The following is a 14,707-nucleotide window of genomic DNA, read 5'->3' as shown; positions in this document are numbered from 1 at the left end:
CGGCTCCGGTGCGGAGCGGCAGGGTACGGCACGGTGCGGCACGGAGCGGTACGGAGCGGCGCGGAAGGGGACAGGGCCGGGCCGGCGGCGCTGCCGCCTTCGGGGCTCAGGGTTCGTCGTAGAAGGGGGTCATCTGGGCGATGATCACGGCATTCTCGTCCAGGGCGCGGTCCATCAGGGCGCGCTCCTCGTCGGGGATGTCATGGCCTTCCTCCAGGCGCTCGTCCAGCGTGCCGTAGCCGGACACTTCGAGCGGCGAGAGGTCGGCCTGGCGCAGCACGTTCACGGTTTCGCGGACGGCCTCGGCCTCGTCTATGCCGGTGGCATAGCACATCAGCGCCGCGCCGGTGGAGCCGTCGGGCAGGCCGTCGTCCTTGCTGCGGCCCACCTCGACGAGCAGGGTGTAGACCTTCTGGCGGCTGTCGGGCTTGGGCATCGTGGCTCTCCGGGAGCGGATGGCGGGGGGGAGGGCCCCCGGGCGGGGGGCAGGCCGGGCCCGGGCGGAGATGTCTTCCGCCCGGGCCCGGCGCGATCAGTCGCGCAGCAGCTCGTTGATCGAGGTCTTGGAGCGGGTGCGCTCGTCCACCCGCTTCACGATCACCGCGCAGTAGAGGTTCGGCCCGCCCTTGTCGGAGGGCATGGAGCCGGCGACGACCACGGAATAGGGCGGCACCTCGCCGTAGAAGACCTTCCCGCTCTCGCGGTCGACGATCTTGGTGGACTGGCCCAGGAACACGCCCATGCCCAGCACCGAGCCCTCGCGCACGATGCAGCCCTCGACCACCTCGGAGCGCGCGCCGATGAAGCAATTGTCCTCGATGATCACCGGGCCGGCCTGCAGCGGCTCCAGCACGCCGCCGATGCCCACGCCGCCGGAAAGGTGCACGTTGCGCCCGATCTGCGCGCAGGAGCCCACGGTGGCCCAGGTGTCGACCATCGTGCCCGAATCGACGTAGGCGCCGAGGTTCACGAAGGAGGGCATCAGCACCACGCCCGGGGCGATGTGCGCGGAATGCCGCACGATGGCGCCGGGCACGGCGCGGAAGCCCGCGTCGCGCCACTGGTTGTCGCCCCAGCCCTCGAACTTGGAGGCGACCTTGTCCCACCAGGTGGCGCCGGCCGGACCGCCGGGAATGGTGACCATGTCGTTCAGGCGGAAGCCGAGCAGCACCGCCTTCTTCGCCCACTGGTTCACCACCCAGGTGCCGTCGGCGCCGCGCTCGGCCACGCGCAGCGCGCCCTTGTCCAGCGCGGAGAGCGTGCTCTCGACCGCTTCGCGAGCCTCGCCCTTCGTGGCGGGGTTGATCTTCTCGCGCGTGTCCCAGGCGGCTTCGATCGCCCGTTCCAGATCGGCGTATTCCATCGCGGCGGTCCTTTTTAACTGGTCGTATCCTGCGGCCCGCTATAGTGCGGTTCCTGCTCCGGCGCAATTGCCGGGGGCAGGCGAGAGCACGCGAGGAGCGCATCATGAGTGACGGCGGGGCACACCGAGGACACGGCCATCTTCCCACCGCGGGCGAGGACCTGCGCCGCGCGGGCCGGGTGGAGGACACCCCGCAGACCCGCTCGCCCTCCTACCGCCTCGCCTTCCGCGACGGCGATTTCCTCGCCCGGGAGGACCTGCGCCCGGTGCGCCTGCAACTGGAGCTGCTCAAGCCCGAGCTCACCCTGCAGGAGCATGGCATCACCGGCACCGTGGTGATGTTCGGCGGCGCGCGCATCCCCGCGCGGCCCGAGGGCGCGCGCACCCCCGTTCTGGGCGCCCTGTCGCGGTTCTACGGCGAAGCCCGGCGCTTCGCCCGCCTGTGCACCGCGGAGAACCTGCGCCGCGCCGACGGCACCTACGTGGTGGTGACGGGCGGCGGCCCTGGCGTGATGGAGGCCGGGAACCTCGGGGCGGAGGAGGCGGGGGGCGTCTCCATCGGCCTCGGCATCGTGCTGCCGCACGAGCAGGCGCCGAACCGCCACGTCACCCCGGAGCTGAGCTTCAACTTCCACTATTTCGGCATCCGCAAGATGCACTTCCTGCTGCGCGCCCAGGCGGTTGCGGTGTTCCCCGGCGGCTTCGGCACGCTGGACGAACTGTTCGAGACCCTCACCCTGGTGCAGACCGGGCGCATGGAGCCGCTGCCCATCCTGCTCTTCGGCCGCAGCTTCTGGGAGAGCATCGTGAACTGGGAGGCGCTGGCGGACTCGGGCACCATCTCGCGCGAGGACCTTGCCCTGTTCCACTTCGTGGAAACCGCCGAGGAGGCCTGGGAGATCGTCCGCCCCGCGCCCGATGCCGCCGCCTGACCTGACCGCCCGATACCGCTGCCCGACGTGACCGCCGGCACTGCTGCCTGAGGCAACCGCCGCCTGACGCGATTGCCCGGCGCGCCCTGACCTTGCGCGCGCTGTTCCGGGCCTCGCACGGAACCTCACCCGCCCCCCGCGCGGAGCCGGGCCCGTCCGCCGCGCGGGGCTGAAGCCAGGCCCCGGTGGTGCGCCCGGCCGCACGGGCGGAGAGGCGCCCGCCTCGCCGAGGGGGCCTGTCGGCCCCCGCAGCTCGGCGGGCGCGGCGAAGGGCCGTGCGGCCCTCCGCCCGCCAGGCGGCGCAGGCAGCGCGGCGCAGGGGATGACCCGAGCGCGGCAAGGGGCGCGCGGATCGGGCCCGGGGGACGCGGCGCGGAACCGGGGGCCCCGACGGAGAGCCATGTGCGGACGGGGCCCCGGCCCACATGCCGCCTTCGCCGCGCATCCTGATCCTGCGCCCAGGGGGGCCATGCCTTCGGAGGCGGGGCGGACAGCGGTCTGCTGGCCGGCGCCGCGCCGCGGCGCAGCCGCCAAGTCCTCCCGGGTGTCCTGTGCCGGCTGTGGTTTGTGACGCCCGGCAAGTTGCTCCCTCCCCTGGCGGGGCCGCCCGGGGGCGCCCCGCCTTCGCGAATGGGCGGGACGGGGGACGTTGGCCGGCGCTGGCCCGCAGGGCCTTCGCCGCGCCTGCCGGGCCGCGGGGGCCGGCAGGCCCCCTCGTCGAGGCAGGCGTTCCCCCGCGCGGTGCCGAGTGCCGGGATCAGTCGTCCTCGAGGCCCAGTTCGATCAGCTCGGTCTCCTGCAGCAGCGAGAGGTTGTCGTCCGCCACCAGCAGCACCCGGATGTCGCCCGTGGCCGTGGCCCAGGTGGCGATGCCCTCGAGGTTGTCGTACTGGCCGAGGGAGCTCTCCATCAGCTCGCGCTCGTCGGTGAGCGCGTCCTCGCCGATGGCGAAGCTGCGCACCCGGCTGCGGAAGCCGATGAAGGCGAAGTCGCGCTCCAGCACGTAGAGCCGCCCGTCCGGGCCCACGTCGGCGCCGGTCACCAGATAGGCGCCGCGCCGCGGCACCCTGAGCCTGTCGTCCCAGGCGCCGGCGCGGAAGCGGAACACCGGGAAGGGCCGCTCCAGCTTCCCCGAGCGCTCGGGGATGGCGTAGAGCACGGAGGCGTCGCCGGCCAGCGCTTCCAGCCCGGAGTTGGACTGCAGCTTGCCGAAGGCGGGGAAGGGCGGGACGGCGGTGGCCGGGGCGCCGCGGCCGGCGTAATGCCAGATCCGCGCCTTGCCCTCGAAGGAGATGTACCAGCCGCCGGAGCCGTCCGGGGTCAGGCCCTCGGAATCGGCCAGCTCGCCGGTGACCGGCTGGCCCTTGGTGTCCGGCACCGGGTCGATGCTCTCCACCGTGGCGCCGGTCATGCGCTCGCCGTCGCGCAGGATCGCGCCGCGCACCAGGATGCCGCGGTCGCCGAGCGCCGTCCAGGCGTTGCCGTCCCCGCGCACCGAGAGGCCGGACAGCCCGCCGAACCGCGCATCCGAATTGCGCAGCACCAGGCGCGACAGCTCCACGAGCTTCGGCGCGGCGACGGCCGGGGCCGCCGCCGAGATCAATGCGATGAGAACCGGTACGAACACTCTCACGGGGCTGACAGGACCCCGCGACAGGCCGCCGGAAGATCGGCGAGGGTGAGGGCCGGCTTCGGCTGCGGCTTCGCGGCCTTCGGGTCCGGCGGCGGCGGGTTCAGCGCCTCGTCGGAGGTCCACCAGGCGAGGGTGTCGTCGCAGCCGTCGCCGGCGGGAATCGGGTCCTGCGCGGCGCAGAGCGGAGAGCCGGCGGGGCAGGTGAGCCGCACGTGGAAATGCGTGTCATGCCCCCACCAGGGCCGGAGCTTGTGCAGCCAGCCGCGCTCGGAGGCGGGCAGGGACTGGCAGAGCATCTGCTTCACCGGCGCGGTGATGAAGATGCGCTCCACCGAGGGGTCCTGCGCCGCGGCGCGCAGCACGTGCGCGTGCGCCGGGGTCCAGTTCGCGGTCACGTGGCGGCCGTCGGCGCTGCGCATGCTGATGGAGGACAGCGCCTCGCGCTCCGCGCGGGTGAGGTCCAGCCGCCGGGGCGGCAGCATCCAGATGTCGGCGTCCAGCCCGATCTGATGCGAGGCATGGCCGGAGGTCATCGGCCCGCCGCGCGGCTGCGCGATGTCCCCGACATAGATCCCGGCCCAGCCGGCGCGCTGCGCGGCCTCCCCCAGACGGGCGATGAAGGCAATGGTTTCCGGGTGGCCCCAGTTGCGGTTCCGGCTCAGCCGCATGGCCTGCCAGGAGGGCCCGGTCTCCGGCAGTTCCACCGCGCCGGCCATGCAGCCCTTCGCGTAGGAGCCGATGGCCGAGGCCAGCGCCGTGCTCGGCGTGGAAAGCGCGCCGAACAGCGTCTTCGCCGGGGGCTCCGCCAGTGCGGCTCCGGGCAGGGCCAGCACCGCCGCGGCAAGCGCCGCCCGCACGGCGCCGCGCAGGCCGCGGGCGGTCGGGTGGGGAAGGAGGCAGGGCAGGGACATCGGTCAGGCTCCGGGCGTCGCGGGGGCGGTCCCGGGTCATGCGGGCCTTTGCGAACCATATCAGAGCCATGGCGCTGCGAAAGGGGGCGCGCACTCACGCACGCGTGAGAATGAGGGGCGCGGCGCGCACACCCCCGCACCCGCGCGCTCTCACACGCGCGTACTTCGGTGGGGTCGTGAGGCGGGACGCGGTCCATGGACCGCGCGGTGCATGCGGCGCGGCGTTACCGGCGGTCCGGTGCGTGCGAGCTGGCGCGGGGGGGCGGCGCGAGGGGCGACGCGAGGGGCCGGCGTCGGTGAACTGGCGCGAGGGGCGGCGTGAGTGAGCTGGCGCGGGGGGCTGGCGCGGGGAGCGGCGCAGTGAACTGGCGCGGGGAGGCGGCGCGGGTGAGCTGGCGCCGGGCAGGCGGCCCGGGGGCGCGGAGCCCGGCGGCTCAGGTTTCCGGTGGCCAGGGGCGTTCGGCCTCGGAGCGCGCCCAAGTCATCACCCAGCCGGGCATCTCCGGTGCCCAATCAGGGGCGCCGAGGGCCGCGAGCACGCGGTCAGTCGGGACGATCCCCCCGGTGTCCGCCACCGCGGCGCGGTAGAGCGCGGAGGCCAGGCAATCTCCGTCCCGCCACATCGACTGCTGCATGTAGAGAAAGCGCGGGTCGCGCCCGATCATCCGGCTGCGCATCTCGAACCGGCTCCACACCTGCACCCGGCGGCGATAGCGCACGGTGACGCCGGCCATCGTCAGCCGCCAGTTCTCGCGCTTCACCGCGGCGAGCAGCCCGGTGCGCTTCGCCAGAGGCAGGCGGCCCAGGTCGAACAGGGTGAGGAAGCGGCCGTTGTTGAGCTCGGCGAACATGTCGAGGTCCCAGGGCAGGCAGCTGTGCTGCGACACATGGGTGCCGTCGACCGGCAGGTCGTCGAGCTTCGCTGCGGCGCGCATCGACAGCGCCAGTCGGATGAACGGAAACATGGGGCCCCCGGGGGAAAGGTCGTACTCGCTGCCCTGTTCCATGCCACAGGCAGGGCGCAATGCCAATTCCGCAGGAGGCGGGCGGCGAACAGCGCCCGCCGCGGCAAGGGTTCGCCCATCCGCCCGCTCCGCGTTCCCGTCTGCCCGCCGCCTCGGCTTGCCCGTCCGACTGTCGCGCTTACCCGTTGGCCCGCCGCACCCGTCCGTCCCGCCGCACCCGTCCGTCCGGCCGCCGCCGGGGCTTACCTGTCCGGCCGCCGCCGCGCTCGTCCGGCCGCCGCCGGGGTGGCCCGGGCGTGGCTCAGGCCATGCCGCCGGCGATCATGCGCTCGGCGAGGGTGCGGAACGCCCGTCCGGGCGCGCCGTCGGGCGCCTCCAGCACAACGGGGCGGCCGGCGTCGGAGGCGAGCCGGGTGGCGAGGTCGAGCGGGATCTCCCCCAGGAACGGCACCTTCTGGCGCGCCGCTTCCGCGCGGGTGCCGCCGTGGCCGAAGATATGCGCCTCGTCGCCGCAGACCGGGCAGACATACATCGACATGTTCTCGATCATCCCCAGAACCGGCACGTCGACCTTGCGGAACATGTCGATGGCGCGGCGCGCGTCGATCAGCGCCACGTCCTGCGGCGTGCTGACCACGATGGCGCCGGAGAGCTTCGCCTTCTGGGTGAGCGAGAGCTGGACGTCGCCGGTGCCCGGCGGCAGGTCCACCAGCAGGATGTCGAGCTTGCCCCAGTCCACCTGGCCGAGCAGTTGCTGGAGCGCGCCCATCAGCATCGGCCCGCGCCAGATCAGCGCGTCCTCGGGCCGGGTCATCAGCCCGATCGACATGAAGCGCACGCCATGGGCCTCCCTGGGGGTGATGCGCTGGCCGTCGGGCGAGGCCGGACGGTCATGCATCCCCAGCATCTGCGGCTGGGAGGGGCCGTAGATGTCTGCGTCGAGCAGGCCCACGCGCCGGCCGGCCGCCGCCAGGGCCACCGCGAGATTGGCGGTGACGGTGGACTTGCCCACCCCGCCCTTGCCGGAGCCCACGGCCACGATCCGGTCGATTCCGGTGAGGCGCGGCCCCTCCGCCGGCTTCGCCCGTGGCTTCGGCGCGGCGGGCACGGCGCCGGCGACGAGGATGGACACGCCGGTCACCTCGTCCAGCGCGGCGAGCCTGCGTTCGGCCTCGCGGCGGGCCTCCTCCATCGCGCCGATGAGCGCCTCCGGCGCCTCCAGCACGAAGCGGACCTGGCCGTGATGGAGCCCGAGCGCGCGGATGCGGTCCGCCGCCACGATGCTGCCGCCGCCGGCCGGGTCGGCCACCCCGTCGAGGATCTCCATCACTGTTTCGCGTGTCAGCGCCATCTGCGTCACCTCCCGTGAGGGTCCTGAGGTAGGAGGGCGGGGGGCAAATGTCCATCGCCCCGGGCCCGCGCTCCCCGCTCGCGCCCCGCGTTCCACACCCGTACTCCCACCCCGCGCTCCCGTTCCGTGCTCCCGCCGTCCCGCGCCGCGCCGCTGCGACCATTGTCGGACACCGGCTCTCGGCTCTGGCGCCGCGCGCCTCAGCGGCTAGGATCGGGCGCACGATTCACTGGAGAGCCCGATGACCGAGACCGAAACCCTTGTGCGCCGCTACTATGACGCCTTCAACGCCGGCGATACCGAGGCCATGCTGGACTGCCTCTCCGAGGACGTGCGCCACGACGTGAACCAGGGCCCGACCCGGCTGGGCAAGCCCGCCTTCGCCGAGTTCTGCGCGCACATGGCGAAATGCTACCGCGAGACGCTGACCGACATGGTGTTCCTGTTCGACGCGAGCGGAACCCGGGCCGCGGCGGAATTCGTCGTGAACGGCACCTACCTCGCCACGGACCCGGGCCTGCCGGAGGCCGCGGGCCAGACCTACCGCCTGCCCGCCGGCGCCTTCCTTGCGGTGGATCAGGGGCGCATCACCCGGGTGACGACCTTCTACAACCTCCCCGAATGGGAGCGGCAGGTGCTCGGGTGATCCTGGAAACCCGGCCCCTCACCGGCGCGGCGCTCACCGCCGCGCTGCCGGATCTCGCGCGGCTGCGCATCACGGTGTTCCGCGCCTTTCCCTATCTCTACGAGGGGTCGGAGGACTATGAGACCAGCTACGTCCGCGCCTATGCGCAGAGCCGGAACGCACTGGTGGTGGCCTGTTTCGACGGCGCGCGCATCGTCGGCGCCGCCACGGCCGCGCCGATGGAGGACCACGCCGCGGAATTCGCCGTGCCCTTCGAGGCCCGGGGCTACCGGCTGTCGGACATCCTCTACTTCGGGGAATCCGTTCTGCTGCCGGAGTATCGCGGCCGCGGCGTGGGACATGCGTTCTTCGACGCGCGCGAGGCGCATGCGCGGGCACTGGGCCGCGGAACCTGCGCCTTCTGCGCGGTGATCCGCCCGCCCGGCCACCCGGCCCGCCCGGAGGGCTATCGCCCCCATGACCGGTTCTGGGAGAAGCGCGGCTATGCGCCGGTCGACGGGCTGATCGCCGAGTATTCCTGGCGCGACATCGGGGCGGCGGAGCAGACCGCCAAGCCCATGCAGTTCTGGCTGCGCCGCCTGCCGGAGGCTTGATCCCGCCCCGGATGCCCGGTCTTGCGGAACGCGCGCGCGCCGACTAGAAGATTTCGCGAATGGGGCGTCGCCAAGTGGTAAGGCAACGGTTTTTGGTACCGTCATCCGCAGGTTCGAATCCTGCCGCCCCAGCCATTCACCCGCTTTTTCCTCGAGGCCCATGCCTTTGCGTGCGCAGGGGCGAGGCCGGGGGCACGGGCCCCTGCCGCGACGTCACGCGCACGGGGGGTCGTCTTGCCGGAAGAGCGGCTCTTCCCGCCGGACCTGACGACACACATAGGTCAGCCCCCGCCGCGGCCGGGTCTCGGCGTGCCGGCGCCGGGGCGCCGGGTGTGAGCCGGGACGGCATGACCGCGGCCGGACGCCGGGCCGATGCGTATCGCGGGAGGGCTCCGGTTTCCCGGGCCCGCGCCGCGCCGCCTCGCTCCCGGCGTCCGGGGCGCGCAGAGGGCTCTCGCCGGTGTCGCCGGAGCCTGCCTTGCCGTCACGGGCCGGCCCGGCTTGAATGGGCCCTGCCGCATGACCAGTTTCCACAGGCACATCAGACAGAAAGGACACCGGATGCCCGAATCGGCACTTTTCCAACCCATCGAGGTCGGCGGGCTCCGGCTCGAGAACCGCATCGTGATCGCGCCGATGTGCCAGTATTCCGCCGAGGACGGCTGCATGACGGACTGGCACATGATGCACCTGGGCCAGCTCTCGCATTCCGGTGCCGGGGTGCTGACCATCGAGGCCACCGCCGTCACGCCAGAGGGCCGCATCAGCCAGGGCGACGTCGGCCTGTGGGATGACCGTACGGAAGCGGCGATGGGCCGCGTGCTGCAGGGGCTGCGCCGCTGGTCGGCCATGCCGGTGGCGATCCAGCTCTCCCACGCGGGCCGCAAGGGTTCGTCCGACCTGCCCTGGCGCGGCGGCGCGCAGGTGCCGCCGGACCAGCCGGGCGGCTGGCGGCCTCTCGCGCCGTCGCCCATGCCGATCACGCCGGGCACCGCGGAATCCGTGGCGATCGACGCTGACGGGCTGACGCGCATCCGGACCGCTTTCGCCGATGCGGCCCGGCGTGCCGCGCGCCTCGGGATCGACGCGATCCAGCTGCATGCGGCCCATGGCTACCTGCTGCACAGCTTCCTGTCGCCGCTCTCTAACCAGCGCACCGACGCCTATGGCGGCAGCATCGAGAACCGGATGCGCTTCCCGCTGGAGGTGTTCGACGCGGTGCGCGAGGCCTTCCCGGCCGAGCGCCCGGTGACGGTGCGCGTCTCGGCCACCGACTGGGTGGAGGGCGGCTGGGACCTCGAGCAGACCCTGGCCTTCGCCCGGGCGCTGGAGGCGCGGGGCTGCGCAGCGATCCATGTCTCCACAGGGGGGCTCGACCCGCGGCAGAACATCCCCGTCGCGCCGGGATATCAGGTGCCCTTCGCGCGCCGTGTGAAGCAGGAGGTCTCCATTCCCGTGGTCGCCGTGGGCATGGTGACGGAGCCGGAACATGCCGAGGCGATCATCGCCACGGGTGATGCCGACATGGTCGCTCTCGCGCGCGCCATTCTCTATGACCCGCGCTGGCCCTGGCACGCGGCCGCGCGGCTGCAGGCCTCGGTGCGTACCCCGCCGCAATTCTGGCGCAGCCAGCCCCCGGGCCTGCGCGGGCTCTTCCGGACCTCCTAGGTGCATCGCCCCCGCAAGGCGGGGCGCCTCCGGACCGGGGGCTGACGCGCAGCGTGGCGCCCGGCGTTCTCCGACCAAGGGCCCGAGCGCGCGGAAGGGCCGGCCGGGGCGGGGCGCCCCCTCGCGCGGCAGGGCGGGCCGGGGCGGGGCGCCCCCTCGCGTCCGCCATGTCGGGGGCGGTCCGGCCCCGCCTGCCGCCGGAATGCCCTGTCGCGCGCCGCTCTCCTCGGGAGGCAGCCGGACTGCCGCATGCGCTCGGGAGCCCGCGGGCCCGGCACCATTTTCGCAGCGCCGGGGGCGCCGGGAACCGTTCTCCCCGGCGCCCGCGAGCCCGGCGGGCGAGAGGGTGCAGCGCGAGGCCCCTGAGGGGCCCGCGCCGGCCGCCCCGCCGCCCTTGGGTCTTGCAGCCGCCGTGGCAATTCGGTAGCTGCGATGCGTCTCCACGAACACAGGATGCCTGCGATGCCCGGCCGCACGCTTGCCATGGATTTCGGAACCTCGAATTCCGCCGCCGCCATTCTGGACGGCGACACGCCCCTGCGCCTGCCGATCGAGAGCGGCGCGGAAACCCTGCCCACCGCGGTGTTCTTCCCCGCCGACCGGAGCAACATGCGCATCGGCGCGGCTGCGGCGGAGGCGCTGATCGAGGGGGAGGAGGGGCGTTACATGCGCGCGCTCAAGAGCGTGCTGGGCACCGCGCTCTTCCACGAATCCCGGCTGGTCGGCGGGCGCCGCCGCACGCTCGCCGACATCGTGACCGCCTTCATCGCCGAGGTGCGCCGGCGTGCGGAAGCCGCGGCGGGGCGGCCCTTCACCCGGGCGCTCTCGGGCCGGCCGGTGCATTTCCACACCGCGGACCCGGAACGCGATGCCCGGGCGGAGGCCGACCTGCGCGCCTGCTACCTCGCCGCCGGCTTCGAGGATGTGCGCTTCATGTTCGAGCCGGAGGCCGCGGCGCTGGCCAGCCACGGCCTGGGCCAGCGCGGCGAGCTCGGGCTGATCGTCGACATCGGCGGCGGCACCTCGGATTTCTCGGTGTTCCGCGCCGAGGGCAACCGGGTGGAGATCCTCGCCAGCCACGGCATCCGCCTGGGCGGCACCGATTTCGACCACGCGATCTCCATGGCCCACGCGATGCCGCATCTCGGCCACGGCGGCCAGCTGCGCCGCAGCTTCGGCGAGGGCCTGACCCAGGTGCCGAACGCCATCTACGTGGACCTCTCCACCTGGGCGAAGATCCCCTTCGTCTACGCGCCCGAAACCCTGCGGCTGGTGCGCGACATGGTGCGCAACGCGGTCGACCCGCAGCGGATGGGCCGGCTGGAAACGGTGATCGAGGCCGAGTTGGGCCATGAACTCGCCTTCGCGGTGGAGGCCGGGAAGATCTCTGCGAACGGCGCCGGGCGCGCCGGCGGGATCGACATGGGGTTCATCGAGCCCGGCCTCTCGGCCGCGATCTCCGCCGCGTCGCTGGACGCCGCCCTGGCCGAGTTCCGCGGACGGCTGCGCACGGCGATGGAGGAGACGCTGCGCTTCGCGCGCGTCGCACCGCAGGGTATCGGATCGGTGATCCTCGTCGGTGGGTCGAGCCTGATGGACCTCGTCTCCGCCGAGGCCCGCGCCGTGTGCCCCGAGGCGCGGCTGAGCCGGTCGGAGGCCTTCACCGCGGTGGTCGACGGCCTCGCGCTCGCCACCGCGCAGACCGTGTCCGGAGAGGCCGGCCGCGTCGGCTGAGCCTGCCCGGCAGGGGCCGGTCGCGTCGGCCTGGCCCGCCCGGCCGGGGCAGGCCGTGAGGCCGCGAGGCCGGCAGGAGCAGGTCGCGTCGGCCGGGCCCGTCTGGCCGGGGCACGCCGCGAGCGCGCGGTGCCGGCAAAGGCCGGTCGTGCCGGCCGGGCCCGCCCGGCAGGGGCAGGCCGCGAGGGCGCGAAGCCACCCGGATATGGCCCCGATGTGAGATGTGTGCCGTCCGGTGGTCCGGGAAGGTCGCCCGCGGGCCGGAGGCCGCGCGCGCCGGGCGCCCGCTGGCTGGCGGATGCATCCCGCCCTGCGGCATCTGGTGTCACCCCTTGCCTCCCCCCGCCGGACAGTCCCTCCGCGACGGCCATCCCATGCGGCAGGAACGCTCCGGCCCGGCAGCGGCCACGCCGTGGCAACGGGTGGACGGTTGGTCCGCGGCGTCGGCGCGGCAACCTGCGGCCGGTGTACGCGTGAGATCCCGCAGCCGTCGGCAGATGCGCCCGAGGCCCGGCTCCGGCCTGCGGGCAGTCCCGCGGCTGCCCGCCGGGGAGAGCGCGTGCCGCGATGCTTGACAGGCCGGCCCGCGCGCCGATAGCGTATCCTCCATACCGTATACATAAAAATCACAGGCGCGGACCTCGGCTTGTGCCGGGCGAAGCCGGCTGACCGACAGGGACCAGACATATGATCGATCACCGAAAGGAACAGGCGCGCAGGCTGCTGGACCTGACGGCCGCAGGCCGGCTGACGCGCCGCGAGCTGCTGCAGCGCGCCGGCGCCGCCGGGCTGGTCGGGATGATGGCGCCGGAGGCCATCGCCCAGGCCATCGCGGCGGGCGACGTGCAGGGCGCCAATGGCCGGGCGCTGGCCGGGGCCTATGATTACATCGTGGTGGGCAGCGGCTCGGCCGGCTCCGCCGTGGCGCGGCGGGTGCTCGACGGCACCGATGCCACGGTGCTGGTGATCGAGGCCGGCGGGCCTGACGTCGGCGTGCCGGAGATCGACATTCCCTCGGCCTGGGTGGCCAACATAGGCTCGTCGCGCGACTGGGGGTATGTCTATACCCCGACCGACAAGGTGAACGACCGCTCCATCCTGCTGTCGCGGGGGAAGGTTCTGGGCGGCTCCTCCTCGATCAACGCGCTGGTCTGGCTGCGCGGCCACCCGCAGGATTACGACGGCTGGGCCGCCTCCGGCGCCGAGGGCTGGGACTGGGAGAGCGTGCTGCCCGTGCTCCGCCGCATGGAGGACTGGGAGGACGGCGCGAGCCCCCTGCGCGGCGCCGGCGGCCCCACCCGCGTGGAGCGCGCGAGGGACCTGCACCCTGTGGCGCAGGCGCTGATCACCTCCGGGCAGGCGCTCGGCATGCCGCTGATCGACGATTTCAACGGCCCCTCCATGCTGGGCGTGGGCCCCAACAGCATGAACGTGCGCGACGGCACCCGCGACAGCGCCAGCCGGGCCTACCTGCGCCCGGTGATGGACAGCCCGCGCCTCACCGTGCTCACCGGCGCCACCGTCACCCGGCTGGTGCTGGAGGGGACAACCTGCACAGGCGTGGAGATGCTGGTGGCGGGCCGCCCCGTCACGGTGCGGGCGGAGGCGGAGGTGGTGCTCTCGGCCGGGGCGATCGACACGCCGCGGCTGATGATGCTCTCCGGCCTGGGCCGCGCGGACGAGCTGAAGGCCCTGGGGATCGCCCCCGTCGCCGACCTCCCCGGCGTGGGGCGCAACCTGCAGGAGCACATCATCCTGGGCGGAATGATCCATGAGGCGAACGCGCCGATGGAGCCGTTCAACGCCAACCTGGAGGGGTCGACCTTCTTCTCGAAGTCGCGCGGCGACCTGGCGCTGCCGGACCTGATGTTCGTCTCGATCCAGATCCCCTACCTGATGCCGGAACTCGCGGCGGCCAACCCGGTGCCGCCGAACGCCTTCACCATCGCCCCCGGCCTGGTGGGGATGCAGAGCCGGGGCTACATGAAGATGCTGTCGGACCGGCACGACGGCCCGCTGGAGATCCAGCCCAACCTGCTCGGCGAACCCGCGGACATGGATGCACTGGTCGCCGCGGTCGAGCTCGGCCAGGAGCTGGCGCAGCAGCCCGGGTTCCGCGACCTCATCAGGTCGCCGGTCGTGCCGAAGCCGGGCATGACCCGGGCGCAGAAGGAGGAATTCGTGCGCATGAGCTGCTCGACCTATTTCCACCCCGTGGGCACCTGCCGGATGGGCACGGACGCGGAGGCCGTCGTCGCCCCGGACCTGAAGGTGCACGGCATTGGGCGCCTGCGCATTGCCGACGCATCGGTGATCCCGAACATCACCGGCGCGAACACCAACGTGCCGTCGATCCTGGTGGGTGAGCGGGCGGGGGATTTCATCACCGGCTGAGCCGCCGGCCGCAAGAGCACGCGCGCGCCGAGACGCGGAACCCGACCAGAGCGTTTGCGCGCTGCGCCGAGCCTGCCGGAGCGCCGACCAACACCGCCGCGGCCTGCCATGCGGGCCGCGGCGTTACCGGGCGGCTCCGACGGCGGGGACGCGCCGGGACAGGGCCGGGGGCGGGAACAGGAGCGCGGGGCCTGAAGGGAGAGCGCCGGCGCCGTGGCGCAGGGACCGGAAGGGGCGCGCTGACGCCATGGCGCGGGGCCTGAAGGACGGCACCGGCGACATCGCATGGGGACCGGAGGGGCGGCGCCGGCGCCATGGTGCGGGGCTTGCAGAAACAGCGCCGGCATCCCGACGCGCGTCCCGACCGGGCAGCGCCGGTGTCTCGGCGCAGGGACCGGAAGGGGCGCGCTGACGCCATGGCGCGGGGCCTGAAGGACGGCACCGGCGACATGGCGCGGGGACCGGAGGGGCGGCGCCGGCGCCATGGCGCAGGGCTTGAAGAAACAGCGCCGGCATC

At 73.5% G+C, this 14,707-nt stretch carries 12 protein-coding genes and 1 tRNA gene; 7 read left to right on the top strand and 6 right to left on the bottom strand.

The window, feature by feature from the left end:
• Positions 1 to 106: 106 nt before the first annotated feature.
• Together FDP22_RS00700 and dapD are read right to left on the bottom strand one after the other, a co-directional pair.
• Complete coding sequence (locus FDP22_RS00700; RefSeq protein ID WP_138577248.1) at positions 107 to 436, bottom strand: hypothetical protein; 330 nt, start codon at positions 434 to 436, stop codon at positions 107 to 109.
• A 96-nt stretch (positions 437 to 532) separates the two neighbouring features.
• Positions 533 to 1,363, bottom strand: coding sequence for a 2,3,4,5-tetrahydropyridine-2,6-dicarboxylate N-succinyltransferase (gene dapD / locus FDP22_RS00695; protein WP_138577250.1), 831 nt, complete (start codon positions 1,361 to 1,363; stop codon positions 533 to 535).
• Between the two features lie 104 nt (positions 1,364 to 1,467).
• Here dapD and FDP22_RS00690 point away from each other — a divergent pair, with 104 nt between their 5' ends.
• Positions 1,468 to 2,295 carry an LOG family protein gene (locus FDP22_RS00690; RefSeq protein WP_138577252.1) on the top strand — a complete coding sequence of 276 codons (828 nt, stop codon included), beginning with the start codon at positions 1,468 to 1,470 and terminating at the stop codon, positions 2,293 to 2,295.
• A gap of 757 nt (positions 2,296 to 3,052) precedes the next feature.
• Here FDP22_RS00690 and FDP22_RS00685 read toward each other — a convergent pair.
• The 4 genes from FDP22_RS00685 to FDP22_RS00670 form a co-directional block, all read right to left on the bottom strand.
• A complete protein-coding gene (locus FDP22_RS00685; protein WP_170317533.1) occupies positions 3,053 to 3,922 on the bottom strand; it encodes an esterase-like activity of phytase family protein in 870 nt (289 codons plus the stop codon).
• Positions 3,923 to 3,924: 2 nt separating this feature from the next.
• A complete protein-coding gene (gene mepA, locus FDP22_RS00680) occupies positions 3,925 to 4,839 on the bottom strand; it encodes a penicillin-insensitive murein endopeptidase (RefSeq protein ID WP_138577256.1) in 915 nt (304 codons plus the stop codon).
• 434 nt (positions 4,840 to 5,273) lie between these two features.
• The gene (locus FDP22_RS00675) at positions 5,274 to 5,804 is read right to left on the bottom strand and encodes an acyl-CoA thioesterase (RefSeq protein WP_138577258.1); all 531 of its coding nucleotides are present in this window, start codon (positions 5,802 to 5,804) and stop codon (positions 5,274 to 5,276) included.
• Positions 5,805 to 6,105: 301 nt separating this feature from the next.
• Positions 6,106 to 7,155, bottom strand: a complete 1,050-nt coding sequence (locus FDP22_RS00670) for an Mrp/NBP35 family ATP-binding protein (protein WP_138577260.1) — start codon at positions 7,153 to 7,155, stop codon at positions 6,106 to 6,108.
• Between the two features lie 241 nt (positions 7,156 to 7,396).
• Between FDP22_RS00670 and FDP22_RS00665 the strand changes: the two genes are divergently transcribed.
• The 6 genes from FDP22_RS00665 (at position 7,397) to FDP22_RS00640 (ending at position 14,190) form a co-directional block, all read left to right on the top strand.
• The gene (locus FDP22_RS00665; protein ID WP_138577262.1) at positions 7,397 to 7,801 is read left to right on the top strand and encodes a ketosteroid isomerase-related protein; all 405 of its coding nucleotides are present in this window, start codon (positions 7,397 to 7,399) and stop codon (positions 7,799 to 7,801) included.
• Positions 7,801 to 8,394, top strand: coding sequence for a GNAT family N-acetyltransferase (locus FDP22_RS00660; RefSeq protein WP_430225897.1), 594 nt, complete (start codon positions 7,801 to 7,803; stop codon positions 8,392 to 8,394). Before FDP22_RS00665 ends, FDP22_RS00660 begins: the two co-directional genes overlap by 1 nt.
• Positions 8,395 to 8,454: 60 nt before the next feature.
• A tRNA-Gln gene (locus tag FDP22_RS00655) sits at positions 8,455 to 8,529 on the top strand.
• A 426-nt stretch (positions 8,530 to 8,955) separates the two neighbouring features.
• The gene (locus FDP22_RS00650) at positions 8,956 to 10,062 is read left to right on the top strand and encodes an NADH:flavin oxidoreductase/NADH oxidase (RefSeq protein WP_138577267.1); all 1,107 of its coding nucleotides are present in this window, start codon (positions 8,956 to 8,958) and stop codon (positions 10,060 to 10,062) included.
• A gap of 462 nt (positions 10,063 to 10,524) precedes the next feature.
• Entirely contained in the window at positions 10,525 to 11,796 is a 1,272-nt protein-coding gene (locus tag FDP22_RS00645) for an Hsp70 family protein (protein WP_138577269.1), read from the top strand.
• A 687-nt stretch (positions 11,797 to 12,483) separates the two neighbouring features.
• A complete protein-coding gene (locus tag FDP22_RS00640; protein WP_205910821.1) occupies positions 12,484 to 14,190 on the top strand; it encodes a GMC family oxidoreductase in 1,707 nt (568 codons plus the stop codon).
• Positions 14,191 to 14,707 lie beyond the last annotated feature (517 nt).

The sequence above is a fragment of the Paroceanicella profunda genome, assembly GCF_005887635.2.
Classification (GTDB): Bacteria; Pseudomonadota; Alphaproteobacteria; order Rhodobacterales; family Rhodobacteraceae; genus Paroceanicella; species Paroceanicella profunda.
Note: the sequence above shows the minus strand (reverse complement) of the source record. Positions and strands in the feature narration are given on the sequence as shown.